At 43.2% G+C, this 25,012-nt stretch carries 40 protein-coding genes and 1 tRNA gene; 4 read left to right on the top strand and 37 right to left on the bottom strand.

Annotated features, from left to right (window positions below):
• Positions 1–110: 110 nt before the first annotated feature.
• The 30 genes from QT979_RS05880 to QT979_RS06025 form a co-directional block, all read right to left on the bottom strand.
• Complete coding sequence (locus QT979_RS05880; RefSeq protein ID WP_333308630.1) at positions 111–347, bottom strand: hypothetical protein; 237 nt, start codon at positions 345–347, stop codon at positions 111–113.
• A gap of 577 nt (positions 348–924) precedes the next feature.
• Entirely contained in the window at positions 925–1,293 is a 369-nt protein-coding gene (locus QT979_RS05885; RefSeq protein WP_333308632.1) for a DUF7694 domain-containing protein, read from the bottom strand.
• A gap of 37 nt (positions 1,294–1,330) precedes the next feature.
• Positions 1,331–1,579, bottom strand: coding sequence for a hypothetical protein (locus QT979_RS05890; RefSeq protein WP_333308634.1), 249 nt, complete (start codon positions 1,577–1,579; stop codon positions 1,331–1,333).
• Positions 1,580–1,623: 44 nt separating this feature from the next.
• Positions 1,624–1,866 (bottom strand): hypothetical protein, encoded by a 243-nt coding sequence (locus QT979_RS05895; protein WP_333308636.1) that lies wholly within the window; start codon positions 1,864–1,866, stop codon positions 1,624–1,626.
• Positions 1,867–1,898: 32 nt separating this feature from the next.
• A complete protein-coding gene (locus QT979_RS05900; RefSeq protein ID WP_333308637.1) occupies positions 1,899–2,288 on the bottom strand; it encodes a hypothetical protein in 390 nt (129 codons plus the stop codon).
• A gap of 17 nt (positions 2,289–2,305) precedes the next feature.
• A complete protein-coding gene (locus tag QT979_RS05905; RefSeq protein WP_333041309.1) occupies positions 2,306–2,530 on the bottom strand; it encodes a hypothetical protein in 225 nt (74 codons plus the stop codon).
• Between the two features lie 48 nt (positions 2,531–2,578).
• The gene (locus tag QT979_RS05910; protein WP_333308639.1) at positions 2,579–2,788 is read right to left on the bottom strand and encodes a hypothetical protein; all 210 of its coding nucleotides are present in this window, start codon (positions 2,786–2,788) and stop codon (positions 2,579–2,581) included.
• A gap of 89 nt (positions 2,789–2,877) precedes the next feature.
• On the bottom strand, positions 2,878–3,063 hold the full coding sequence (locus QT979_RS28970; RefSeq protein WP_445304754.1) for an HNH endonuclease: 186 nt from the start codon (positions 3,061–3,063) through the stop codon (positions 2,878–2,880).
• The gene (locus QT979_RS05920) at positions 3,060–3,407 is read right to left on the bottom strand and encodes a helix-turn-helix transcriptional regulator (protein WP_333308643.1); all 348 of its coding nucleotides are present in this window, start codon (positions 3,405–3,407) and stop codon (positions 3,060–3,062) included. The genes QT979_RS28970 and QT979_RS05920 overlap by 4 nt, the downstream gene beginning before the upstream one ends.
• A gap of 39 nt (positions 3,408–3,446) precedes the next feature.
• A complete protein-coding gene (locus tag QT979_RS05925; protein WP_333102158.1) occupies positions 3,447–3,776 on the bottom strand; it encodes a hypothetical protein in 330 nt (109 codons plus the stop codon).
• Between the two features lie 154 nt (positions 3,777–3,930).
• Positions 3,931–4,308, bottom strand: a complete 378-nt coding sequence (locus QT979_RS05930; RefSeq protein WP_333308645.1) for a hypothetical protein — start codon at positions 4,306–4,308, stop codon at positions 3,931–3,933.
• A gap of 247 nt (positions 4,309–4,555) precedes the next feature.
• Entirely contained in the window at positions 4,556–4,765 is a 210-nt protein-coding gene (locus tag QT979_RS05935; protein WP_333308647.1) for a hypothetical protein, read from the bottom strand.
• Positions 4,766–4,812: 47 nt separating this feature from the next.
• Positions 4,813–5,583 (bottom strand): hypothetical protein, encoded by a 771-nt coding sequence (locus QT979_RS05940; RefSeq protein WP_333308649.1) that lies wholly within the window; start codon positions 5,581–5,583, stop codon positions 4,813–4,815.
• Between the two features lie 115 nt (positions 5,584–5,698).
• Positions 5,699–6,040: a hypothetical protein gene (locus QT979_RS05945; protein ID WP_333308651.1), complete on the bottom strand. Its 342-nt coding sequence runs from the start codon at positions 6,038–6,040 to the stop codon at positions 5,699–5,701.
• Between the two features lie 39 nt (positions 6,041–6,079).
• Positions 6,080–6,460 (bottom strand): hypothetical protein, encoded by a 381-nt coding sequence (locus tag QT979_RS05950; RefSeq protein ID WP_333308653.1) that lies wholly within the window; start codon positions 6,458–6,460, stop codon positions 6,080–6,082.
• Positions 6,461–6,474: 14 nt separating this feature from the next.
• Complete coding sequence (locus QT979_RS05955) at positions 6,475–6,675, bottom strand: hypothetical protein (protein ID WP_333308655.1); 201 nt, start codon at positions 6,673–6,675, stop codon at positions 6,475–6,477.
• 57 nt (positions 6,676–6,732) lie between these two features.
• Entirely contained in the window at positions 6,733–7,296 is a 564-nt protein-coding gene (locus QT979_RS05960; RefSeq protein WP_333308657.1) for a hypothetical protein, read from the bottom strand.
• A gap of 37 nt (positions 7,297–7,333) precedes the next feature.
• Complete coding sequence (locus QT979_RS05965; protein ID WP_333308659.1) at positions 7,334–7,594, bottom strand: hypothetical protein; 261 nt, start codon at positions 7,592–7,594, stop codon at positions 7,334–7,336.
• Positions 7,595–7,945: 351 nt separating this feature from the next.
• Positions 7,946–8,284, bottom strand: coding sequence for a hypothetical protein (locus tag QT979_RS05970; protein ID WP_333308661.1), 339 nt, complete (start codon positions 8,282–8,284; stop codon positions 7,946–7,948).
• A 105-nt stretch (positions 8,285–8,389) separates the two neighbouring features.
• Positions 8,390–9,064 carry an MT-A70 family methyltransferase gene (locus tag QT979_RS05975; RefSeq protein WP_333308663.1) on the bottom strand — a complete coding sequence of 225 codons (675 nt, stop codon included), beginning with the start codon at positions 9,062–9,064 and terminating at the stop codon, positions 8,390–8,392.
• Between the two features lies 1 nt (position 9,065).
• Positions 9,066–9,458 (bottom strand): hypothetical protein, encoded by a 393-nt coding sequence (locus QT979_RS05980; protein ID WP_333308665.1) that lies wholly within the window; start codon positions 9,456–9,458, stop codon positions 9,066–9,068.
• Positions 9,459–9,462: 4 nt separating this feature from the next.
• On the bottom strand, positions 9,463–9,693 hold the full coding sequence (locus QT979_RS05985) for a hypothetical protein (RefSeq protein ID WP_333308667.1): 231 nt from the start codon (positions 9,691–9,693) through the stop codon (positions 9,463–9,465).
• Between the two features lie 115 nt (positions 9,694–9,808).
• Positions 9,809–10,075 (bottom strand): hypothetical protein, encoded by a 267-nt coding sequence (locus QT979_RS05990; RefSeq protein ID WP_333308669.1) that lies wholly within the window; start codon positions 10,073–10,075, stop codon positions 9,809–9,811.
• A gap of 10 nt (positions 10,076–10,085) precedes the next feature.
• Positions 10,086–10,433 (bottom strand): DUF1257 domain-containing protein, encoded by a 348-nt coding sequence (locus tag QT979_RS05995; RefSeq protein ID WP_333308671.1) that lies wholly within the window; start codon positions 10,431–10,433, stop codon positions 10,086–10,088.
• Positions 10,434–10,488: 55 nt separating this feature from the next.
• The gene (locus tag QT979_RS06000; protein WP_333308673.1) at positions 10,489–10,641 is read right to left on the bottom strand and encodes a hypothetical protein; all 153 of its coding nucleotides are present in this window, start codon (positions 10,639–10,641) and stop codon (positions 10,489–10,491) included.
• An 8-nt stretch (positions 10,642–10,649) separates the two neighbouring features.
• Positions 10,650–10,991, bottom strand: a complete 342-nt coding sequence (locus tag QT979_RS06005) for a DUF6283 family protein (protein WP_333308675.1) — start codon at positions 10,989–10,991, stop codon at positions 10,650–10,652.
• A gap of 144 nt (positions 10,992–11,135) precedes the next feature.
• Positions 11,136–11,510 (bottom strand): hypothetical protein, encoded by a 375-nt coding sequence (locus tag QT979_RS06010; RefSeq protein WP_333308677.1) that lies wholly within the window; start codon positions 11,508–11,510, stop codon positions 11,136–11,138.
• Between the two features lie 87 nt (positions 11,511–11,597).
• On the bottom strand, positions 11,598–12,011 hold the full coding sequence (locus tag QT979_RS06015; RefSeq protein ID WP_333308679.1) for a DUF6876 family protein: 414 nt from the start codon (positions 12,009–12,011) through the stop codon (positions 11,598–11,600).
• 52 nt (positions 12,012–12,063) lie between these two features.
• The gene (locus tag QT979_RS06020; protein WP_333308681.1) at positions 12,064–12,363 is read right to left on the bottom strand and encodes a hypothetical protein; all 300 of its coding nucleotides are present in this window, start codon (positions 12,361–12,363) and stop codon (positions 12,064–12,066) included.
• A gap of 3 nt (positions 12,364–12,366) precedes the next feature.
• The gene (locus QT979_RS06025; RefSeq protein ID WP_333308682.1) at positions 12,367–12,675 is read right to left on the bottom strand and encodes a hypothetical protein; all 309 of its coding nucleotides are present in this window, start codon (positions 12,673–12,675) and stop codon (positions 12,367–12,369) included.
• A 77-nt stretch (positions 12,676–12,752) separates the two neighbouring features.
• Here QT979_RS06025 and QT979_RS06030 point away from each other — a divergent pair, with 77 nt between their 5' ends.
• Positions 12,753–12,992 (top strand): hypothetical protein, encoded by a 240-nt coding sequence (locus tag QT979_RS06030; protein ID WP_333308684.1) that lies wholly within the window; start codon positions 12,753–12,755, stop codon positions 12,990–12,992.
• 84 nt (positions 12,993–13,076) lie between these two features.
• Here the strand turns inward: QT979_RS06030 and QT979_RS06035 are convergent, their stop codons facing one another.
• The 4 genes from QT979_RS06035 to QT979_RS06050 all read right to left on the bottom strand — a co-directional run bounded on the left by QT979_RS06035 (position 13,077) and on the right by QT979_RS06050 (position 17,029).
• Positions 13,077–13,400 (bottom strand): hypothetical protein, encoded by a 324-nt coding sequence (locus QT979_RS06035; protein ID WP_333308686.1) that lies wholly within the window; start codon positions 13,398–13,400, stop codon positions 13,077–13,079.
• Between the two features lie 48 nt (positions 13,401–13,448).
• A complete protein-coding gene (locus QT979_RS06040; protein WP_333308688.1) occupies positions 13,449–15,017 on the bottom strand; it encodes an AAA family ATPase in 1,569 nt (522 codons plus the stop codon).
• A 343-nt stretch (positions 15,018–15,360) separates the two neighbouring features.
• On the bottom strand, positions 15,361–16,557 hold the full coding sequence (locus QT979_RS06045) for a hypothetical protein (protein WP_333308690.1): 1,197 nt from the start codon (positions 16,555–16,557) through the stop codon (positions 15,361–15,363).
• 187 nt (positions 16,558–16,744) lie between these two features.
• Positions 16,745–17,029, bottom strand: coding sequence for a transcriptional regulator (locus QT979_RS06050; protein ID WP_333308692.1), 285 nt, complete (start codon positions 17,027–17,029; stop codon positions 16,745–16,747).
• A 257-nt stretch (positions 17,030–17,286) separates the two neighbouring features.
• Between QT979_RS06050 and QT979_RS06055 the strand changes: the two genes are divergently transcribed.
• The 3 genes from QT979_RS06055 to QT979_RS06065 are packed head-to-tail and all read left to right on the top strand — an operon-like array spanning position 17,287 to position 21,180.
• Complete coding sequence (locus tag QT979_RS06055) at positions 17,287–17,589, top strand: hypothetical protein (protein WP_333308694.1); 303 nt, start codon at positions 17,287–17,289, stop codon at positions 17,587–17,589.
• The gene (locus QT979_RS06060) at positions 17,573–21,004 is read left to right on the top strand and encodes a VapE domain-containing protein (protein WP_333308696.1); all 3,432 of its coding nucleotides are present in this window, start codon (positions 17,573–17,575) and stop codon (positions 21,002–21,004) included. Before QT979_RS06055 ends, QT979_RS06060 begins: the two co-directional genes overlap by 17 nt.
• A complete protein-coding gene (locus QT979_RS06065) occupies positions 21,001–21,180 on the top strand; it encodes an NblA/ycf18 family protein (protein WP_333041339.1) in 180 nt (59 codons plus the stop codon). Before QT979_RS06060 ends, QT979_RS06065 begins: the two co-directional genes overlap by 4 nt.
• Before the next feature lie 197 nt (positions 21,181–21,377).
• Here the strand turns inward: QT979_RS06065 and QT979_RS06070 are convergent, their stop codons facing one another.
• The 3 genes from QT979_RS06070 to QT979_RS06080 form a co-directional block, all read right to left on the bottom strand.
• Positions 21,378–22,529 carry a tyrosine-type recombinase/integrase gene (locus tag QT979_RS06070; protein WP_333308699.1) on the bottom strand — a complete coding sequence of 384 codons (1,152 nt, stop codon included), beginning with the start codon at positions 22,527–22,529 and terminating at the stop codon, positions 21,378–21,380.
• Positions 22,530–22,652: 123 nt separating this feature from the next.
• A tRNA-Val gene (locus tag QT979_RS06075) sits at positions 22,653–22,726 on the bottom strand.
• 86 nt (positions 22,727–22,812) lie between these two features.
• On the bottom strand, positions 22,813–24,918 hold the full coding sequence (locus tag QT979_RS06080) for a serine/threonine-protein kinase (protein WP_333308701.1): 2,106 nt from the start codon (positions 24,916–24,918) through the stop codon (positions 22,813–22,815).
• Positions 24,919–25,012: the final 94 nt, after the last annotated feature.

Raw genomic sequence — 25,012 nt, forward strand, 5'->3', positions numbered from 1 at the left:
GCGGAATAACTTATTCCAAGTACGAAACCCCCTCTGCACTGGGCTATTCCAAGTGTTGCGAGCTAGAGATTCGATGTAAAGCGATAGTTCGGAACGGTACCCTTAATTTCTTAGCAACTGGAAAACACTCGCTCGACACCCCACTTGGAAGTGCAGCCGACTAATCCCCCAACAAACACCCAAAACGCGCCTTGAGGCCAGACACTTAACACCACAAACTCATGCGGCCACGATTGCCACAAGCGAAACATGATTGCAGCGATCATGATTAGTAAGAATATTTTGCCAACAGTTGCTTCACCGATCGTCCAACCCCGGTACATTCCCCGGCAACAGGCGATCGGCATCAATTACAAAAACTGCATTTCTATTGGGCATTTGAAAGCTCCTATTGCTAGGGTAAAGTTCAACTGGTCAATGTTATCTAGGCGGTGTCGAGGTCAGCCACACTGCCTAAACCCAAATCGGACGTTTAATAACTGACAGCAGAGCCGAGAACTGTTGAAGCATTCTCGGGTGCTGTGACCTAGATAACTTAGCTCTCAGGGAGCTTAGACGGGTCAACTATGGACTTGATTTCTCAAGCCATCACTAGAATCTAAGATTTAGTGATGGGTCGTTGACGTTGCTGACTCCTTATTATTTAAGGCCCAGTTTACTGCTTCGTTGAAAGCTTCGTCAGTCGGCTCATCTAAGAAACCGATCGAACAGAGCCATTTTAGTTGTATGTCTCGGCCACCCCGACAGATTTTGGTGTTATTCGTGCTATGACAAATGTGTTGCCCATTCCCCATCAAGTTTTCGTAGTATATTGCCAAATCTGATGGACAGAGGGGTAATGGTTTTTCACCACTAAACGGACAAGTTTTGCATGGTTTTTGTTGAACCGGGTAGGTTCTCATGTCATTTGGATCGAGTGTCATTTTAGATGGTTCCTAGTTTGCGAAAATCGGGAATTGGTCGTTGGTCAAGGCATTGATAAAGGTGGAGGCAGAACTCATGAAGATTTACCCATTCCGATCGAGCAGGCAGAATCTGAAGTGCCAAAGCGTCCGCACCCAAGAAAATCTCTTTGACTTTGACCAAATCTATCCAAGTTGGAAGTGATTTTTTCCGAGACAGTGAGAGATGAACCCACGAATTGCCGTCTTTTTCTATGCAACAAGAAATTATTACAACCAAACCGTCGCGACTTCTATAAGCTCCGCCATCAGGTCCGATCGCCTGAACTGACCAATTACACGGCAATTCTTCAGCAGTGGGGGGATTCCATTCAACAGTTGTAGATTTCATGAGACTGCCGGGAGCGACCCGGCTATGCGCTGATTAATTAGTGAGAAATTCCGCTCGGGGGTAGTTGTGAACTAACGACAGCACTGACTAAATCGCATTCAGATTCAGTAATTGCCTGATAAACTTCACTCAGTGCCTGAATAGCATCCGCCAAACCTAATTCATTTGGTGTGACAAAATTCTCGCTCTGTTCGAGCGCCTGATACTCTGGCTGCTTCTGCAAAAGTCGCAGATTTTCTTCAGTGCCAGCAAGGATTGATTTGATTTGTTCGACTGTAATTGTCATGACTGAGCCTCCTTAAAGTTAAAATCTCAGAGCGAAGCATTAACTTAATCACGGTACAATTCAACTTCAACAATGGAACTATGAGGATTTTCAGAAGCACGATTCTCCTCAGCTAAGCGTAATTCAGCATCCGATCGAGTATCGAAGAATTCGGCTGCTTCAAACTCTTCAGACCATTTTCCTTTCATTTCGAGTAACCAGTAAACGCTGCCATATTCAGTAGCATGGCCAACCCAATAACTCGCCTTAAGAATCGCAAACTTGATTTCAGACTTAGGCTTAGACATAATTTAAGACCGGGAGCGACCCGGCAATCACGCTATTCACTACACAATTGATAGGCAAATACCAAGCACAGGATGAAATTGCTTTCCAATCCGTAGCCTTCCCAACGACTATTTCTTACTCCAACAATGTGACGGCATCGCTTAAGCCATTCAACACCGCCTCGTTTGGTAATCTCTTCAAACAGTCGCGGATGCTGTTGTAATTTGCACACAATGATTTCCGTCATAATCTCGATCGATTCCTGCAGATCACGACTTTTGTACTTTTGATATGCAGATTCAGCATCACGGAAATTCACGCCTCTGAATGTTACCGGGTAGCGATTTTTGATGTTGCCCTTTCGGAACGCTAGCTCTGTGGGATTGGTCAAAGCTGCACCAATTCCAATATCAGAGCCAGACCAAATATTAATGCCTTCCATCTACTTATCAGCTCCAACTAGATAGACTGAGCGATTTGATAGGCTTGTTGATAGAGTGGATCATTACTCTTTGGCTGCTGACCTTCTTTTTGATCGCTGACGGCTAAAACTACCTTGATTTTCTGAGTTTCAATCTCTGAAGGTAGTGTTTGATTGTGGTAGTAATAGTTGGCAGAAGTCTGGAAAAAGGTAGGGAGATCGGCTTCATATTTCAGAAATCGAACTAATTGTTCTAAGTTCATAGCATTGAAAGAAACAACACTACCTTACAGCGAAGCATTACTGAAGAATTACTGTGACTTTTGGCGGTTGCCTTCTAGTTCTTCAATTTGAATGCCGATCGGATATGACTCTTCATCATATTCCCCAAGATATGGATCGACTTGGCTAGCTTCAGTTACTTTGCCTGAAGTAAATAGAGGACTGGTTGCTGCTAGTGCGACGGTCAAAGCTGTTGTAACGGCAAGAATCGTGTGTTGTGTTTTCAGGGAAATACCCAAAATGGTTTACTGGAACTGGAATAACTTATTTGAGCAAGCTGTTGATTTAAAGCCACAAATCGCCTTCTTGAATCAGAGGAAGCTCGACTTCAAGTTTCTGTCTCAGAGAACGGACATTCAGGGCGTCTGTGAACAGAAGCGCTGGAACAAACTACCAGATTTTCTGGCGAGTTGTTAGATTTGTCCTCGTCCAGGTGATGAACAACTTCACGCCCGTCTGAGCTTGCGATCGAGAGTTTGTTCTGCCACCATCCGATGCAGATACACTGTTTTATAGGTCATAGGTTTTGCGATTGAAGTAAATGGGAAATACTGCTACGGCGTTTTCTAAGTCCAGAGGTTCAACTTCTGTTTGTTGACGAATTACTTCAAGCCATGCAGCATTGAGAGTGAAGATTGCAGCAATTCTGATGGTGAGCCAGTCATACTCACTGGTTCGGATGTCGATTCTATTATTTTCGATTTTCGATAATAGGTATCGATCGATCGTAAGAAACTCTTCATCTTCTGATGGAATTACCAGCAATTTACACAAATCTTTCTGGCTAAAACCAAGTTCTTGCCGAGCATTTTTTAGGATTCTACCCAGCGTTAATTTACTGTGTTCGTAGTTTGTCATGATAAGTAAGAATTCTGGGAGCGACCCAGATAAACGCTATTAGAATGCTAAATAACCAAATTGTTGATTTGCTAACTCAAGAACTTTGCGAATAAGTTCCTCTCTCTGTGCTTCAAATTCAGCATGAGGCATTTTGACATAGCGATAAACTTCAGAACTTGACCATCGGCTTTCAGAGTCATATCCTTCATCACCGCTAAGTACCACAATTTCAATTGATGTATTTTTGGGCCATTTGGTGATTTGTAGATGATATTCATTCCAATCTTCCCAGGTAGTAAGCTGATGAGTTTCTTTTGTGTATTTTATTACTTTGCCATCTTTGGCTTGCCAGGTACAATTTTCAACATCAAAGTCTGGTTGTGACATTATTTAATCCTCAATCTCACACCCTTACAGCGAAGCAAAATCTTACTTTGACTATTTTTATTGCCAGTAACATTCCCAAAAACATTACCAAAAACATTTTTAGAAACGTTACTAGAAACAAAACAAGAAACAAGAAATAAGAAACAAGAAACTGTTATATCAACCACCAATTTAAAGACTGAATCAATTTAGTAGCTTTGTCGATGACCTGAGTAACGATCGGTTGGGTAATAATCTGAATATTGGACAAACCTAATTCAGAAACAGCGTCAAGACAAGCACTTTCCCAAACACTCTCTTTGGTTTGAAAGAGCTTGATGGGAGTTAAGCCAATCGTCACATACTTTTGTTGAGAGAAACAAACTAATTTCGCTGCGTTGCCGGGTAAAAATTGAGGGGCAACGACTTCATGACTAACTTCACAAGGTAAGAGCTGACCTTCTTCGTTGAGCCATGAAGCTTCTTCAATTACAGAACATATTCTCAGTAGGTTTTCGACTTCTTGAGGTATTGAAAAATCTGGGCTGTGCATAGTACGATCAAAATCCGCTAAGGAATCACTACTTTACAGTGAAGCTTAGACTTTGCAATAAGCTATCAACAGTCAGGGGTGGCAAATCTGCGACCCCTGCGCTGACTCTATACCTCGCTTATACCTTGGCTATACCTCATCTTGACTCCTGATGAGGTAATTACCAATTCATCATTTGGCAAACTGATGCCCAACCCCGATTGATTTCTTCAGCAGTAAGGTGCGCGATGCGCTACGCGCCCGCAAGCTACGAACCCGCCAAGGAAGCTGTAGTGCCAAGAAAAACGCCATCTCTGTCGAATCGGAATTTATCTTCAAGTTCACATTCAGCTTCACCGATTGCTCCAGCAAAATCATCATGTTCTGCCAGGGGGCAATTGACCACCCAAACCGCTTGAGCTGGATTAGGTTTGGGTTTGCCTGCCAGAGACATCATCAAAGCTTTTAAAGTTGCCATTATTTCTCTCCTTAAATCACTCACAATCTCAAAGCGAAGCTAGCTAATTATTCAATCACCAAATCTTCAAATGAGGAAGAAATTAGTCTTGATAAATCCTCTTCAAACCAAGGAAGCAAGCTGTGATAAATGCCTTGGTTTAACAATCTCGGTTCAATATTGTCAGGAAACTTATTTCTAGGTACTTCCTTCTGATAGGCTACGCCAATATCATAATATGTTTGGCAGTAGTAAACAAAATTCAAAATTATTACTCTTCTTAGCTTTTCGGCTGAAAGAATTTGTACTAAGTGGTTGATTGAATCACTCAAATTTTTTCTGTTGCCTTTAGCCCATTCCCGATCTTGAACTTGAGAAAAGGTGATATAGCTATAGCCTCCCGTAAAATACCATTTCTTTTTGCCATACAATGTGTGTATGTAGGCAAGAAGTTTTTGACAAGCTAATCGCAAAGTATCTATTTTACTGTCATTGTATAGCACTCTATATCCAATAAGATACCATCCTAAATCATCAGTCACTAAAGTATCATTTAACATTGAAGAAACGCAAATTTTTCCAGCACTTTTTACTGTTGGTTCGTTGGCGCAGCCCTCGGAGAGGATCGATTTATCTTTCAAAAACTGAACCATCAAATCAAAACCAGGCTCACCATATTTGCAAGCTTCAGACATGGCACCAATTTGCGATGCTAGATGAGGTGATGCTAAACGCCTCCTGACACCGGGTAGACCTCCGAGCACCGCAGCGCCTTCGGGAACCAAGACTTGACCGCCGAGTACCGCATCATATTCTCTAGGGTTTTGTTGGTCTAACATTATTTGCTACTTCGTGTTTTATTGATGTTGAAGCGAGTCATGCCCAGTGTTTCAACTAGGGCATGACGATGCGCTACGCGCCCGCAAGCTACGGGTGAATTTGTTGCTAGCGTGGCTATAACGGATAGATTTTGCTTTCTTGTTTGACAATTTCTAGCTGTCTCTGAGTCAACAAGCAGAAATCTTCAATTTGCGTATCCATTGCCACAATCAAAAGCTGTCCCTGAAGAGTAATGCCATCAGGAGTAAGTAAGGTCGGTTGACAGCCTTTCATTAAGAATTCATCATCACACAAAATAGCGATCAATGGGTCAGAATAGCACCGATAAACCCCTTCAAAGAAAGCTTCTTCACCGGGAATTCCTACAAGTTTTTGAATTTCTGCAACCGTTGGCATTTCAGTTGCCTTTACCTCTTGAATTCCTGTTGAGTTGATTAAAGCGTAAAATCGTGACATTTTGGCTCCAGTAAATGACGTAGAGAATCAATCAATATCTCATAGCGAAGCACTAAAATTGTGTTCTGGCTTGACTGGTTTTGGGTACAATTTCAGTTCCTCTTTGACAATTTTGGCTTGACGCACGTTAAGTAAGCACAAATCGTCTGGGGATTCATTAGTTGCGAGAATTAGTACCTGACCACAAACAACATCGCCATTTTGCGTAAGACAAGTTGGCTGAAGTTCTTTCGATACGAGATCAGCGTCACAAAGCATGACGATCGAAGTATCGGAAAAACTCAACTCTTCTACTATTTGACAATTAGCTGGCGCTCCTTCAATACCAATCACTTCTTGAATTTCTTTGGTGGTCAACATTTCAGGAGTAGTATAAACTTCTACCTCTTGCTCAAGTGTGACTAAAATGTAGTAAGGCATTTGTTATTACGCTATTATTGAACTGGAATTCCAAGCAAAACTTTTGCAGCTTCAGTATCTTCCGGCAAAACGTAAAGAGTAAATCTGCCTTGATAAACGTAAAACTCTAGCTGATGAGTCATTTGTTTGATAGCAGAAACTACTTGATGATGCTCGTTGAACCAAAAATCAGCTACTTTGTGCAGCCCAGCAATATTTATCTCAGGTGAAACCATTTTTAGAATTGGGAGCGACCCAGTAATTACGCTATATCAACATCTGAAAGCGAAGGGTTAACGACGTTTGAAAATGTAGACTTTTTCATCCAACATCCGCCGATAAATTCCCTCTGTCGAATAGAACCAATCTCGGATAATTGCCTCGAAATTGAGATGATTCCAGCTAAGATTATTGCGTTTTAACTGTGAATCAAAGGCTTCTTGGATAAGAATTTCTTTGACAAAATCTTCAGTGCGATCGAAACAACCTTTGTAATCTTCTTGAAAGTTTTTCAAGATTTCTGGTTCTTGGCGATGCTCGTAGAAGGAGAAATAAACAGAAAATGGTTTACCATATTTGACAATTCCTTTACCTACTTGTGCGATCAACGGTATTGGCATTTCTGGTGTCATCAAAAATTCTGTGCTGTTGAAGTTCTGAAATGAAGTAATTTTAACAGAACTATTAAGTGAAGTCCGAATATAGTCAATGTTTTGCTGCATTTGAGAAGCGTTAATAGCCTCAATCCACGTACCATGAAAAGAACCCTCCTGTTGAATATAAATTCGTGGTACATCGGATTGGTCATTAGTTGGGAAAGGCAAATTGGTTAAAAGTTCAGAAGAACTGAATTGCATGGTATTGTTAACTGGGAGCGACCCAGTTATTACGCTATTATTTATTGAATTTGTTGGCAAATTCGATCGAAATACAGAAAGTTCTAGCTGCTTCAAGATGTTCGGGAGCAACATAAACTCTAAAAGCGCCTAATCTCCAAAGCTGCTTTGAATCAGGATGAAAGGCTATCAGATATTGAAACTCACTATTTTTCAGTGCAGTTTCAATTAACTCATGCTGATGTGCAAAAAAGTCACTGACAATAATAAACCCGTTTTCAGCAATATCGGGCAATTCGTTGGACTCTGATTCTGTCATTGTGCAGTCGTTATGAACGGTTGTCATCATGGTAAATAAGAGAGAACAAATCAATACCTTTCTGCGAAGCACTAACGCAGAGACTTAAGTTAACTCCCGTTTGTACTTTCCTGAGAGTGTATAGTAAGCAGTTGTTGTTTCATCTTCATCAGCAGTCAAAGTTAACCGAAACACATAGTTATTCCATTTGTAGATTTCGGGAGGTTTGATTGCTATTAACTCAGTTTTGAAGGCTGTAGACCAGCACTGACGGCAAGCGTCATAAAACCGCAAACTGATAATTATCTTTCGATCGTAATTCTTTATCAGATAGCGTTTAATACCATTGGCTAGCCGAATGTTTGAAAGTTTTTATAGCTCTTTCTTGGCAACAGAAAGACCTGTATTGCCAAAGTAAGTAAGTCGTTTCTCATCATAAAATTCATCATCAAACGGGATAAACTTTGGCAAACCTCGGAAATCAGGATTTGAATTACTTAAACCTTGAGTTGCGGATAGATAACCTATTAACTTGGTTCCTTCAGATGTGGTGAACGGTGTAACCTCTATTTCGCAGGGGAATTTCAAGACTTCGATGTAAGTTCTTGAGACAATTTGTTTAAAGTTTTCATCAGCCCAATATCCATAGTCCTGGGCTCGAACTATGTAGGTGCTATCGTCAATCGTCAAACCTCTCATGCCTATGTTCATTTTGGTGACTAAAACTCAATTACAGGACAAATCAATATCCTTAAGCGAAGCAATAATCGAATGACTTAACCCTAGTAATTCCGATGAAAAACTAGGGAAAGGTCATCAAACTAAAGCATTAGGCAAGTTAGCCTCAGCACCCCAGGCATCCCAATTTGGGCGTTGTTCCCGAGCAAATAGTTCAATCCTCGACGGGTGCGATAACTTGCCCAACTTGTCGCAATTCTCCAGTTTGTCAGCGAGTCGATCGGCGATTCCCCAAAACTGTTTCGGCTTCTGTGAATGCTCTCTACGGGGAGCTTTGATGAGGTTGTTGATAGTGGTCAAACCATGACTGGTGAAACAACCCGGTTTACCTTTAGTAGCCACCAGAAAATGCTCGGTGCAATTCCGGCCGTAGTGACCTAAGCCAGCATGGGGGTTGCCGTCCTTAGTGACTTTCTCCCAGGTGAAAGTCGATCGATGAGTAAATCCCCAGCGATCGAGACACCGGAACCCCAGCGCTTGATGGTTGTTTGTTACCCACAGCAGCAGATAAGAGTCTGAGCTTGCGATCGCACTCATCGGCATATTGAGGATTTCGTCATCGGTCATGGATGGGTAACTGCAACGGCCTCGGTGAGTCTTGTCTGTTTCCCTAAGCGAGTAAGCCCACGGAGGATCGGCTACAATCAGCCGATATTCGTTATGCGGGATTGGTGGCAGATTCGGTATCAGATGCAGTGCGATCGATAGTTTCAGTTGTCCTACGCAGTCATCAGCTTTGTAAGTAATCTTCATGCTAATTTCTCCTTTTTTTCGAGGTTGATTTTGACGATTGCTGTTGTTTATCTTTTGCTAATTTTTTCTCAGCTTGTTCTTTGTTAATAACTAATCCCTGAAAAAACATCTCCTGTGCTTGCTTAATCTTCAGAGTGTCCTGTTGCTGAACTTTGAAGATTAAAAACTTGAGGATTTCGATCGAACTTTTCCCATCTAAGTTGGTCACATTTTGAAGGAGTTGAGCAGCAATTGCAAAATATCCAAGGTCATAATCTGTCGTTCCAGCTAACACTTTGACCGCGAATTGTTCCAAAGTCCAGTTATTCGATCGAGCTGCTTCAAAAATTTTATCAACCTCTTTTTGAATTCGTGCAGCTTCGTCTACTATTGCTTCTTCTGTGTGATGCCCCATAATTTCACTCCAATTTTTCTACTACTTCTGAAACTTTGATGCTTCGTAAAGCACAACCGTATATCTCGATATAGATATAGGTAATGATTCGACCTTCCGTAATCGAATCTTGAGCTGTTTTACGATTAAACAAGAAGAACATTTGCCACCAAGTCAAAAGCATTGGCGGTTCTTCCAAGACTTCTGTTGTTACTTTCTTTCCATCAATGATTTCTAAGACGACAATGTGTTTCATTTTGTTAGTAATTTGACCGGAAAACAATCAAGATTAACTGTTTCCCTAACACCTTAAAAGCGAAGCATTAACTTAAGTTAAGTTAGCTTTTGATACTTAACTAAGCCGTCAGCGATCAATCTTTGTCTGACAAATCAATCGAATCATAACCCAACTGTTGCACCAATCTCAGTGCTAAGCTACCAGGTTCTGTCTCGTATTTACTTTGAGTTGTTCGTGTAGTAATCAACAAGGCATCGGCTGCACGATCGAGACATTTTATAATCTCAATAAAATCGTCTATGTCAAGGACTACATTGCTTCCTTCTTGGTTGCTTGTAAAATTCCAAATCATGGTTTCTGTTCCTGCTAAAGTTTCTAAATTCCCTATGCGAAGCACCATGGTTTAAGACCTAACACCATTTACCAGCAACTATTACGATTTCGCCATTTTCTTCACTTTGAGACTCAATATTAAACCCCTGACTCCTTAATGCTGCTAGAGTATTTTCCCGTGCGTACCAGGGTAAAAGTTGTTCCATAAATTTCTTAGCAGCATAAATGGAACCATCACGAGTTAAAAACTCATATTCATCTGTCCCTTCTATCAATTTAAAGCCAAAGTCGTAACCACCCTGATAGCTTTGTTTGCGCCGAATAACAAACTCTGCTAGCTTACTGTTACCGAATGGGTCACGGATATGACTGTTTGTTTCGAGGTAAGCTCCAGCAAGAATTCCATCAAGTCCTGATTCAATCATTTTTTGAAGAATCTCTTGTAGGACGATCGGATTCTTTATCTGGGTTCGGATTACACTAAGATGTGACATCTTCTAAATCTCCTAAAAGTTCTGAAAGTGGACGAGAAACGTACCGGGCAGCAGCAAGAATTTCTGAAGTGCATTTACCGCATTCGTAAGTTCTGCCATTTACTAAAGGATTGGGACAACCAGGGATTTTACAATTCATGCGTTGGCTTAATCTTTCAAAGTTTCCGCAAAAGTTGCTCGTTGTGCGCCATCCATCCCAAGCCGTGATATCTGGTTCGATCGCATCAATACCAATCGCAGAGCCAGATTATTGTTTCGCAATTGGTTGTAAATCCAGCCCACACATTCAAGCAGTTTCTCATCAGTGGAATAGTGACAACCCATTGCGACATTAGGACTTGCTAATTGCTCATACAGGTCTAGAGTTGGGTCAACGATTGTTCCTTTCAAAGCTTCATGATTTTCCCGGTTATAGTCAGGAATTTGTTTCAAATCTCTGTCTACTTTCCAGGGACAGTTAGCGCATTGTTTGGTTTGTACGAGTTGCATTGTTAGTATTTCACTGAAATTACTCGACCTAATTCATCTCTGATAATCTTGGGATTTTTGTTAATATTAATCCCACAATTTCGGCAAGTGTAATGTCTCAAGTAGCCTAACTGACCAAGAAAGATTAACTGACCGCTACAGACTTTACACGTCAAATTTGACACTTTCGTTCTCCTCTTTCAGGGTATTGTTGATAATTAAACCTTGATTTATTAAATCGACTGCGCGGTGTGCGATCGACTCATTTTTTTCAAGAGTTCCGTTAGCTAAATATCGCATAAATTTCAGCAATTCCTCGCTCTGAAAATGGGTACTGTAGCCAATCATGCGACAAGCTATTGCTACATAAGCATCTTTTTTTAAGATTGCATTTAGCCAAACTTCAATTGAAAAATCAAGCGTGTTGAGTTTTCTCCTTATTGCTTCAGCAAAAACTGTATCAACTTTTGCCTGCAATTCTTCCAGTTGTTTTTGCTTTTCTTCGAGTGTAACTTGGGGAATTTGTTTGTTGGTAGTCATTTGATTTGCTCCTAAATTAATTGAATGATGTAGTGCGAAAGTGTGCCCTGTTCCCCAGAGGTGAAGAACAAGACAGACTTTTAGAGCTTAATTTTCGCTAGGTAACAGAAGGACTTTCTCTTGTAAGAAAAGTTTGATTTCTTTCAAGGGGAAATCGGTAAACGGAATCTGCTGAATGATGACAGGTTGAGTTTCTTTGGTAGGTGTATCTTCCCAACAAGTTAAGACAGCATCATTATCTCCTTTGGGTTTGATAAACTCATGTGCATTTCCGACATGAAGGAACCAAAGTTGAAACTCTGTTAATCGGTGAATTCTGTTAGCTCTGGGCTGATGAGAGCCGATCGCATCAATCAACCAATAACATTCAGCATTTTCAGCTAAATATTTGACTCCATCGGTATAGTGAATTCCAAGCCAATGTTTGTAATATTGCTCAGTTCCATGAAAATGTTGCAAATCCTTTTCCAGTGTTTCAGCATCCATCATTGCCTTTGCCATAATCTGATTCCAAATTCAAAAAATCATTCTCTTACAGCGAAGCATTACATCACTATTTCCTGACAATTTCTTGAAGTATTTCCAACTTGCTAAGACTTACTATTTGACCCTCTACAGATACAAATGGTGCAGGGTCATTAAGCAGTGCAGTTGCATAATCCCAAAGTTCTGTGCCTTCTTCTGGAGGGGTAAGCCAAGAACCATCCAAACATTTTCTAGTTCCCATGAGTCTTTCTGCATCAGCAATGGTAGCAGCAACTAATTTGGCATCGGCTCTCCAAACACAGACACATTTACCTTTGTAATTAGCGAATGCTGGAAATTCTTTTGGTTGACTTATTAAATCAGGCATAATTTAATTTCCTTTGGGTTCAAATGTTTCATCTAATTTGTTTTCGATCGCAAAGGCAAGAATGGCGATCGCATCTCTCATCGCTGCTTCATCTCCCTGTTTGGAACGCAAAATCAGGGAAGGAATATTGCTTTTATCAGGAAATACCTCATTAACCATAATCAAAGCATTTTTGTTACCAGCGAGGACGGTTGACCAAATAACTGAAGCGAATGCCCAATTATTTATCACTTCTTTTTGACCTTGATCAGTATCAATGACTTCGATCGATGATAGAGGATGAACATATTCCTGAATTTCTGGGTTGTACATATTTTGGGTTTGGTTTGGTTTGGTAAGAGTGCTTCGCAATAAGATAGTGAACTGTCGCTTACTATCTTATAAATCTCATGCAGAAAAGAATCACGTTTTTTGGAAAAGGAGCGCTTGTGCAAAAATCTGAGCGACTCGAAATTTATTTCCATAACGCTGGAATTGTGGAACTGGAAGAATCTTTTTACTGGTATTGTGGAGATCCAATACCTTTTGCCTTTGATGGAACAGTCTCCCCGTACACCGAAGGTTATAAACCAACTTTAGATGAGGCAATGCGTAGTTTAGTTGGAGCTGCCATGTCTCCCATCGAATAACTTTAAATAAGTCCTCGCAGTTGAAAATCTGCGGGGATTTTACCTCAAATTATTTGACGAATTCCTTAACTTTAAACTCTTGCATTAAACTGTCCAAGTAGGACGTTGATCATTTTGGTCCCATTCTTCAAGAATTTTCCGAACCCGTTGTAAGGCTATTTCTTCAGATTTTAATTCCAAACAAAAATCAGGTGAGTAATAGCCTGCATAATTTTGCAGCCATAAAAGACCGTAATCGGTTCCGTATCTGCCATAACTCCACCAACCAATAGGACGTTTATCTCTCCAAATCAGTTTTCTGAGAAGGTATCCGTCGTTTCTAACATTGGGATTAGCAAATACTTCGCCTAGTTTAATTCCATCCATCTCATTTTCGAGCTCATTTTTTCTAGTAATGATTTGTTTCATAAATCAGAACCAAAAAGCGAAGCATTTATACTTCGCTTTTTGAAACAATTAATTTTCGTCAACCTCAAGAGGTGAGAGATTAGAGTAGGGAGTTACAGGTGTTTCATTTCGATCGGCAATACTGGCGGATTTAGCGCCCGATCGAATTGCCCAAGTTTTCAGTTCGTCAATCTGACCTTGAGCAATCCGCGCTAACGGAACGCAACCAGTAATCGCTATGGTTAAATCTCGCTCTGTGAATTCGCGTCCGGCACTGAACGCAGTTTGCATCGCATCAAAAATGACTTGCTCAATCTCTGCACCGGAGAGAGACGGTGACTGACTTGCCAACATTCCGCAATCAAAGTCTCCCGACTTCACTCGCTCTGGACGGACACGGGTGAGGTGAACTAGAAAAATTGCCTCCCGCTCTGTGAGGTTCGGCAAATCAACCCAGAAAATTTCATCAATGCGACCTTTGCGAATCAGTTCGGCGGGAAGGACTTCGGCGCGGTTCGCAGTCATCACCACAAACACTGGCGCGGTCTTTTCTTGCATCCAGGTCAGGAGCGCGCCGAATACCCGCTGGCTTGTCCCTGAATCTCCATCCATGCCAGACGTGATGTTGGCGAACGCTTTGTCTACTTCGTCTAGGAATAAAATCACCGGTGCGATCGCCTCTGCCAACTTAATGACCTGTCGGATGCGGTTCTCGCTCTCGCCGACCATACTGCCAAAGACCCGACCGACATCGAGGCGCAGCAGCGGGAGTTTCCATTCAGCAGCGATCGTCTTGGCTAGCAGGGATTTACCCGTTCCCTGAATGCCGGCCAGCAGTACCCCCTTGGGATTGGGGAGTCCATACTCACGGGCTTCATCGCTAAAAGAGCGCGATCGAACTGTTACCCATTGCTTGAGATTTTCGAGTCCGCCGATCGACTCCAAACTAGATTGAACCGGAATAAATTCGAGGATGCCTGTCTCCCGGATGGTTTGGCGCTTTTCCTCGATGACCGCAGCGAGGGCCCGAATATCAACTTTTCCCAGAACTAAGCACTTGGCAAGGACGCGGGCAATTCGGCACCGAGTCAGCCCTTGGCAAGCCTTTGTTAGCTGTTGCCGTTGTTCTGCGTTGAGTTTGATATTCTTGCCAACCAATCGATCGATCAACTTCGATATCTCCTCGATGCCTGGTAAGGAGACATCTACCACCGTAATTTCTTCGCGCAGTTCTTGAGGAATTCGGAGTTGGTCGGAGAGAATGACGAGACAGCGACGGTCACGGGCGATGGTCACTGCCAAATTTTTCAGTTCCCGGACGATCGCTAGTTGGTTACTTGCTATCTGCCCATTCGCACCCGGTGCAATCAAAGTCGCAATGTCTTTGATGACGAACAAAGTGACTTGTTCCATTGCCGGCGCTTTGCTGATCCGCTCCAAGGCTTGCATCGGATTTCCCTTGGATGTACCCGAATCTGTCCAACCTCTGGCAAAATCCCAAAAATAGATTTGCCCTTCCTTAGCTTTTGCTATATCACACAAAATTTCTTCGGCGGTTTCCTCTTCTGGGCTTACTACCCACAACAAAGGAAATCGTGCCATCAACATTAGCTGAATTTCTTTTTTTAGGTCTATCATGTTTCTATCCCCTGATTAAGTAAGTCGGCGCTTTAAAACGCAATTATGTAAACGATGTAAAGTGTCCAAATGCTTTCTACTGGCTAACTTAAGCCTATTTACATACGGTTACATTATTCGGTTTAATCCCGCCTATCTACTTACTACCGATTACCAAGTACCGATTGCCAATTACCCTATTACTGCTTGACGATTACTGGTTGATACGAGAGTGATTATGAGTATTGAGTTTAAGTCCTCACTTAATACTTAAAACTCCAACCCCGAAACCCAAACTTTCTCTCTTTTTTCTCAGTAACAGTTGTTCAAAGCTGTTACTGAGTTTTTGCTTCTGTTTCTGGTTCTAGTGAACAAGAGCAAGTTTTTGTTTCTTGCTTTTACTGGGAGTTTTTTCAGAAACGTTATCAGAAACGTTATCAGAAACATTCTCAGAAACATTCTCAGAAACGTTATCAGAAGTGTTGTCAGGAGTGATAACAGGTGATAAATGAGCTATCATGCTTTTCAATTCTTCAATTTCTTTGAGAGCATCAGACAAGTCACCATGCAAAGTCTCGTTTTCGACCATAAGCTGTGCGTCTGTAACGATACCATCATCACTATCATCAAATTCTCGATCGACTTCTAAAGCCCCACTAACTTTTTGTTGACTTTGCAGGTTAGTGATTGTTGTTGAAGCTTCTCTTAGCTGAGTTCTCACTTGTTCTAGTTGAGCTTCTAGGACTTGTTTCTCGCCTACTTGTGCTTGTAGAGCTTGGATTTGAGAATGCAGACTCGACACTTCTCGTTCTCGTGCTTCGATTTGACCGTTAAGTTTGGATATCTCACTGAGTCGATCGCGAGAAGCATTTTCAAATTCTGCAACTTCGAGCAACCGTTTTTCAGCAAGTGTCAATTTGGCTTTCAATTCATTGTTTTCGGCTTGAAGCAAATCTAACTGCTGACGAAATTCTTCAGAATCGGTCAACTTTTGCTTATTCAGATTCATGTACGCTTCCCGAAGTTCGTTTCGTTGGCGTTCATACTCTGCTAGATAAAATTTCAACTCCATTTGATTTTGAGGAAAATCTTTGAGTTGTTGACGCATCAGCTCATTTTCCTGAGCTAACTGTTTCATCCGATCGCCACTCACGCTGGTATCAGCTTTTTGATAAGCCAGTCTGTAGAACGCGATCGCCATTTGATGAGAAACCTTGAGAATATCTTCAGGTATTTCGGAGTCCTCCAGCAAACCATCGTCCGCTGCTTCCAACAGTGCTGTTGCTAAATCCTTCTCTGATTTTCCTTGCTTCATCAGCGACAGATTATCTGTACGCCATTCTTTCAGCAATTTGCAGATAATATCGGTGCTCCCTCCGATTCCGTAAATTTCCTTGAGCGCTGCACCCACACTCCGAACCACAATGCCTATACGATTTTTATTGAGCACAGCACACGTAAAATCAATCATTTCTCGACTGATTCCTGTGTATTGTTGACTGCGATCGAACTCAAATCCTGTCAAGTCAAGCGTTTGAAACGTTGTCGGTAATTTTGCCATTATTTTCACCATTATTCCTTATTTTTTCGCCGTTATTTCACCTTAATATCTCCATTTTTGACAATAAGGTTCTGCACTTCCTAACTCTATATTTCCGAGTTGAGAAGTTCTTCGGCTCTAGAATCAAGATAACACAAAAACACTAAAAAACGCACAGACGTGTTTCTATGTTTTTGTTACTTATTTTTCAACAGGCTTTTTTTTCGAGCTGGACAACTCTTTTTTTGCCAGTGGCTTGAGCCAGGTCGTAGAGATTGCACTGCAAGAGCAGACACATTTCCAGGGTTTCACGGGGTGTAAGGCGAGGCTCAAACGCCCCGTTATTCCACTCTCTCAGGCTTTTTGGAGTAACTTTGCGCCCACTCCCTATTTCAGCAAACCGCCGAGTCAGAATCTCGGCAAATTGTTTTTGGCTATAGCCCAAACGTTTGTACAGGTACATAAGACTTTGGTCATCTAATTTTTTTGCCATGTGCATTAACGCACACTCATGTTCTATACTATATCATAGCGTACATGAGTGTTCGCTCCTAATAAAGTTCAGTAACAGGATGGAATTGCAGCCCCAATCCTGTTGCATCACTATTCTGGCAGTGAAAACAACCAAATCGCACTCCTGAACGAAAAACCACGCTTGAAAACCCCAGAATCTTTTCAGAGCAATGGACTCCTTTGCTTCAAAAGCTTGATTATGCAAGCGGATGAAAATAAAACTCAGGAAAAGCTTAAATGACTCAAAACGGATGGTGCCGATCGAATTATCACAAAAACGGGAAAAGACGTTTCGGTTTATTGACTAACGGTTTGTGTGCTGAGTGCTATTGGTCAGATCCAGCTCAAGGTACTTTCGCGACCAACGAAGTTAAGGCAATTGAAACCCAAAAAATTACACGACTCACAGAAAAAATTAATGATTTGGAGGAACAACGATCATTGGTCAATCAGGAAATCTATCGTTTGCGTAATCAATTGCAAGCTTTAGTTACAAAAAATTCAAATTCTGGAGTTACAAAAAATGAAAATCGATCGTGAACTGGCACAGAAACACCTAACTTTGTTGGGTTATCAACCAGGGCAAGCTTTGTTAAGGTTTTTCTATCACCATTCTGACGAACGCAAGAAAAAAGATAAAGGTCGGAAACTCTCTGGCCTCAACTGGCAACAAATTGAACAATATCAAGCCGATAACCGCGGTGTTTATGTTGTAGTCAATGGCGCAGGTGCAGAGACAGGTTCAGGGAAAGATGGACACAGCGATGCTGACATTACACAATGTTGTGCCATTTTTTGTGAATGGGACGACATCCCGCTAGCTAAACAATTTGAAAAGTGGAGGGATATAGGTTTCGTTGAACCGACCTTCACCATATTTAGCGGTGATAAGTCCATGCAGCCCTACTGGTTGTTCGAGGAGCCGATCGCACCGGAACAATGGCGGGAACTGCAAGTGCTTCTGATTCAAGTCATGGAAGCAGACGAGAGCAATAAAAATCCCAGTCGTGTTTTTCGGCTCGCGGGTGCGTGGCACGTTAAGCCCGATCGCGAACCCGTTAAAACCGATTTTGTTGAAGAGTCCGGCACTCGCTACAGCTACAGTGATTTGCGCGCTCGACTTCTCATTCTCTATCAAGAGTTACTCGCTCGGAAACAACGAGAACTTGAGGAACAGCACCAAGCTTTACTGCAATTTTCTACCACTGCTACTGCCACTGCCACCCACAGCGCTACTGTCTTAGACAGTGCCAATGCCACGACGGGGCGCACTGCCACCGCAACTCTAACTGCGACACCGGAGGAAATATCTCAACGGTATAAAGACATCACTGTTCCGGTGCCGGTGCCAATTTCTCTACAGTGCGGTCTGGGAAAGCCCAACAAGGAATTTTTGAATGGAGTAGCGACTCTCAGAAATACCTCAATGGCAACACTGGCACGGGATTTAATTGGAGTTCAATCTGAGTTCAGCCGACTGGGACAAGTAACCAATGAGGATGCCTACACTCTATTTCTTGATGCTTGTCGGCGTTGTTCTCCCGGCGGTGGCTGGGATCAAGAAGAGTGGGATCAAATCTGGAATTACGCAGTTAAGTCGAATCCGATCGCCAGCATCTCTAAATATGTTAGTGATGGGATTGAAAGCTGCATTAAAGGTGAATACTGGCGATTCATTAAGTCTTTGCAACCCGATCATTTAGTTTCGCTACTGGAGGCAGAGGCTGAATCTGATTTGGGTAACTCTCCTAATTCTGCTGCTAGCTCTGATTCATCACCTGAATTTAATATTTTAAATTCAGATAACAGAATGATTCAGGATTACCGAAAAATCATTAGAAAATTTGGCAAACGGCTTCGCTTGAATAAACTCAGCAAGCGAATCGAAATTGACGGTACACCAGTATCACTCGATCGAGTGCGAATTCAACTCGCAATCAAACACGGAATTCTCGTCAAATCCAGTCGAGAAGATGTTCAAGATATCCTGACAGAAATAGCAGTAGAAAATCAGTATTCACCAATTGAAGAGTATCTAAATTCTTTGCCACCAGCACCAGATACTTCGTTTTTAGATAGTCTCGCTGAAAAATATTTTGGTGTCAACGATCCAATTTATGAAATGTTTGTCCGAAAAACATTAATTGGTGCTGTGAAACGAACGTTTGAACCAGGATGCAAAATAGACACAGTTCTGATTCTGCAAGGGAAACAGGGCTATAGAAAGTCAACTTTTTTTAAGGTGCTGGCGGGAGGCAAATATTTTGACGATTCCCTGGGAACTGTTTCTGACAAAGATGAACGGCTGAAATTGCACCAAGCCTGGTTTGTAGAATGGGCAGAGCTAGAGAGTGTTTTCAGACGGCGCGATGTCAGTGCAACCAAAGCTTTTTTATCCACCGGAACAGACAAAATTCGACCGCCATATTGCCGAGATATTGAAGACTTCAACCGACCCAGCATCATTGTCGCAACCACCAACAAGCAAGAATTTCTCGCTGATGAAACAGGCAACCGGCGATTTTGGGTAATTCCGGTCAAGCACCGGATTGATACTAAATTGCTTAAGAAAGAACGAGATGCGATTTGGGCTGCTGCGATGCTGGCTTACAAATCTGGCGAAGAACCTTGTCTTGACTATGAAGATGAAGAAACTGCCGAACACATTGCTCAAGAGTTTCAGTCATCAGATCCCTGGGAAGATGTCATCGAAAATTTTATTGAACACCGCGAATATATCCGACTCAGCGACCTTCTCACTCATCTCCAAGTTGACCTGAGCCGACAAGAGCGATCGCATCAGATGCGCTGTTCCGCCATCCTCAAAAAATTTGGGTGGGAGCGAGAGTTTCGATCGATATCCAGCAAACGAGTTCGAGTTTGGTGCAAAACTGAACCCGAACCCGAACCTGTCTCCCTCCCTCTTGAGCTTGCTGAATCCGACCCCGAATTTGACGCCGAATTTGAGGCTGATTCAATCCCTGTTGAGGCTGCTGATCAACCTCAAGTTTTGAAAAGCCCCTTAAAAAGGGAGGTTGATCACGAGGTTGATCACCCTGCTACACAAGGATTTGATCAACCTGATCAACCTGATCATCCTATTTCTGAAAAAATACTAAATTCAGATCCGACCTCGAATCCAACTTCTGATCCGACCTCGAATCCGACCTCGAATCCGACCTCGAAAGGAACAGTAAACTGGATGGCTGCTTCCGCTTTTAGTAATTCCACGGCAGCGAAAGATTTTCCTAGTTTTGGTAACAAGGTTGATCAGGTTGATCAGGTTGATCAATCCTTTGCACAGCAAGGTGATCAACCTAGCGATCGACCTCAAAATTTGGAGCCATTTTCAAAAAATGAGGTTGATCAGCAGACTCAACAGAACAACGAAACAGGGGATCTGGTCGAATATATCCGGCTAGCGATCGAAGTCGGCGATCGAGAAACAGCTCTTGATATTCAGACCATGCTCAAGGAAGTTTGCAGCAAAGGCGCAGCCGATCGCCAGAAAGTCTGGAACTCCCTTACCGCTGATGAAAAAACCGCTTTTAATGGATTGATTTCCCCAGACCCGACACCAACTCCGACACTAGCTCCAACGACATCGGAATCGACAATGCCAATAGTAGAACCGACAACGGAGACAACGGAGAGAACGGAAGAACCAACACCCGAACCAACACCCGAACCAACAACCGAACCAGCAGCTATCTCCGGAGGAATAGATGAGAAGGATGCTGAAAAACTAAGAGAGATAGCTACTATTTGGTGGCCCGAATACTACCCAGAACACTTGCAAAATCTACTGACTCAGATGTATGGATGGAAAGCGCCAGGGACTAAATACCAGAGAGAGGTAATAGTGAATTGGCTGACTGGAGAAACTGCTGAAGTTCGCGATCGAATCAACCTATTGATTGCCGAAAAAGATCGAACTGAGAAAATAGAATCATGACAACTATTGACCTCACACTTGAGCAACAACTTCGATTAAGAATCTACGCTTCTCAAGCTCAATCACTTTCAGTAGAAGAAGCACGAGTCCTCTTAGTTGAACTAATGCGACAAAACATGATCAAAGACAACGTAATCAAAAGTTTACTCAATTCAAATCAAAATCCAAATGAATAATTTCTGTGATGCAAAGACTGCCTGCCAAATTCTCAACTGCTGCGATCGAACCTTAATGCGATACCGACAACAAAAAAAACTTATAGAAGGGATTCACTGGGGACGCAACCCAAGCGGGAAAATTCTCTATAATCCTATTTTGTTGAATCAATTAATAAGTTGTAATGGGGATATTAATCATCCTGAACATCTGAGTTTTATTCAGAGATATCAGATGGAATTACCACAAAATCAGCATCTGAAACCGGGTTCAAAACCGGGAAAAAATCAGGCAATTGTGGTGAGTTGACCAATCCGGCATAGTTTTCGTACAGAGTGCGAACATTGTGGCCAGTGAGGGATGCGATCGCCACGGGATTCATGCCAGCTTCCAAGCCGTGAGAAATTAGCGTGTGCCTGGTGTTGTAAGGTTTTCGGTAATCAATTCCAAGGGATGCAAGCGCAGGTTTCCAGTAGCGGTTGCAGAAATTTTTGGAGTCGATCGCTCTACCTTCGCTACTGGTGAAAATTAAATTGTCGGGCAGCGTCTCAATTGGTCGCCGATCAAGTAATAGCTGTTGCAGCCTTGGTGTTAGCGGCACCGTGCGCGCCTTGTTAGTTTTGGTTGATTTGCGAGAGCCACCATTACTCAAACTTTCTCCGATCCAGATGCGATCGCATTCAGGTGAGCAATGTCGCCATTGCAGCGCAGCAGCTTCCCCGGTGCGAAGACCGACGCCAAATTTAAACTCCACATAATCCGCGTAGTTACTGAAGTTTGAGTCAGAACGAAATTTATGAACGATGGCGCTCATTTCTGTAAGGGTGAACGGTTCGGGGCGCTGTTTTGGCGGGACTGAAACCTTAACATCAGCCCAAGGATTTTCGAGAACCAGCTTCTTTTTGTGTGCCCATTCCCAGCAAGCGTTCATCATGATAATCCGTTCGCGTACCGTCACAGGTTCAAGGGAGCGATCGGACAATAACCAATCTCTAAAATTTTCAGCAACACTTTCAGAAACAGAAATTGTTGTTTTGCTTTTGAAAAACACAGAAACGTGTTTCTGAAAGGCAGTATATTTAGCAAAAGTATCAGCCTCAATTTTACGGCGTTTATATTCGACAAATTGGTCAAAAAGCTCAGAAACAGAAATAGATTCTTGTTTCTGGGGCTTGTACTTGGCGAGGGAGGGGTCAAAATTACCACTAGCAATGTCTAGCTCGATTTGGCTGGCTTTCATAGAAGCGACTTTACGATTGACGATCGTATCAGGCAAACCAATGTAGAGCCAAAAGCGTTTACCTTCCCACGACCACGCTAACCGTAGCCGATCCTTGAAAATTTCTACATTTACAGAACCTTTGGGCATATCGCAGATTTATCGCATTTAATGTCTGGGATTGTCACTTATTGTCACCCCTGATTGAGAATACTATAGCAGCCCATTAGGTTATAGAAAACTCAAAACCCGCCTAGAAAGCGGGTTTTGGGATGGACACAACTGGACTCGAACCAGTGACCCCTACGATGTCAACGTAGTGCTCTAACCAACTGAGCTATGCGTCCTCACGAATTCCTAATGTAGCAGAACATTCGATCGCCTGTCAAGCATAAATATAAGATTTTTTAGACGGACACTCTTGACATCGCCCCTAATGCCCAATCCCCCGCCAAATCCTCACAGTTCGATCGCCCGCACCGCTAGCCAAACTCCCCCCATCAGAACTAAACGCCACCGACAAAACCTCGCCCCCGTGGCCGGTCAGAATTTCCAGCAAACCCCCCGTACCCGCATCCCACAAATAAATCGTGCCATTCCGACTCCCCGTCGCCAAAACCCGACCATCGGGACTCAACGCCACACACAAAACATCCCCAGAATTGTCCCTCATACTCCGCAACAGCGTCCCTCGCCCCTGTCCATCCACCCGCCACAGCTTCGCCGTACCATCCCGACTCCCCGTCCCCAAAATCAATCCTTCTCCTACTCCCCCCCTTACCAAGGGGGGGCTGGGGGGGGCCTGACCGGCAGGGGACACAGAGGAAGTCAATCCTTCTCCTACTCCCCCCCTTACCAAGGGGGGGCTGGGGGGGGTCGGGCCGGCAAGGGAGTTGGGGGAGTTCGCAGCAAAAACGATCGCCCGCACCCAATCCCCGTGCTCCGCCAGAGTACAAATCGATCGATTATTTTGCCAATCCCACAACTGCACAGTCTTGTCCCGACTGCCACTAGCCAAAAACTCCCCGCCAGGACTAAAAGCCACCGCCTCCACCCCGCCAGCGTGACCAGTCAAAGCCGACATCCGCCTTCCCTTATTCAAATTCCACAACTGCACAGTTTTGTCCCGACTGCCGCTAGCCAAAACCTGACCATCCCGACTAAACGCGACAGCAGAAACCCTGTCAGAATGACCAGCCAAAGCGTACCACCACTTACCCTTATTCAAATCCCAAATATGAATCATTTTGTCCCTGCCACCACTAGCCAAACTCGCGCCATCAGGACTAAACGCCACACAAGTCACCCAGTCAGAATGACCCGTAAGAGTGTACCAGCGCTTACCCGCATCCAACTTCCACATCTCAATCGTCTTGTCCTCACTGCCACTAGCTAAAGTCGCACCATCAGGACTGAAAGCTACCGACGTAACAGCATTAGAATGCCCTACCAGAGTATGAACACACCTCCAAGTGGGCGCGCGTGTGGGAACAACCCGCTGCATCGGCGGCACAGGTAAAATTGTGCCTGCAACCGTTGGCGGCACTGCATTCTGCACCACCGGTGTCCTCTGCGGCACGGAAATTTTAGGCGCTGGTAGGGGCGATGCCCCCGTGCCCGCCCCCGCCGACTGCTGCGGCTGCAAATCTTTCAATACCTCAGCTACAGATTTGTAGCGCCGACTGAGACTCGATTCGATCATTTTGTCGAGAATGCGACTTAATTTCGGATCAATTGGAACCTTCAAAAAGTCTCGCCAAACCCAAGCATCTTGATTGATATCGAACAAATCAAAAGGAGATATTTGAGTCAGCAAATAAATGCAAGTTACTCCCAAACTATACAAATCACTGGCATAAACCGCTTGACCTCTAATTTGTTCCGGCGCCACGAATTCGGGAGAACCGATGACTGTACCGGTTTCTCTCAAACCCTCCACAACTTTTGCAGCGCCAAAATCAACTAAAACTAATTCCCCGGTTAATGTGGGGTAAGTATAAATGATGGGAGTTTGAGAAAGGCGGCGGCGGATAATATTGGGGGGTTTAATATCTCGGTGAATTACACTGCGATCGTGCACGAACTGCAATACTGGCAATAAATCCTTCAGCAGACTGAGAATCTTACTTTCGCTGAAAGGCCCAGTCCGCGCCAACTCTTCCTGTAAATTCTGACCTTCTATAAATTCCTGTACCAAATACTGATAGCGTTCCTGCTGAAAGTGCGCCAACAATTCGGGAATTTGCGGGTGTTTCCCCAACTCGTCCAGCCGCACCGCTTCTCGGTTGAATAATTCTGCTGCTTTTTCGCTGCTGCTGGTACCTTGAGATAGCGGGAAAAACTGTTTAATTGCACAGCGGGGTTTTGAGGGTTTGTCTTGGTCTATTGCTAAAAAAGTGCGACCAAAACCGCCGCGCCCCAGGGGTTTGATGGCGCGGTAACGCTCTCTGAGCAACAGTTTGGAGCCGCAATTCAGGCAGAATTGGGTACGATCGGCATTTTGCGGGTTTTGACAGGCGGGGTTTAGGCAATAACTCATAACTAAACCGAGAAGGAATCAGCAGCACATCTCTATGATACTGACGCCAAAGGGCGATCGACTCTCGCGTTACAATTAAAAACCACAGGACTTT

The sequence above is a fragment of the Microcoleus sp. w2-18bC1 genome, from assembly GCF_036700365.1.
Lineage (GTDB): Bacteria > Cyanobacteriota > Cyanobacteriia > Cyanobacteriales > Microcoleaceae > Microcoleus.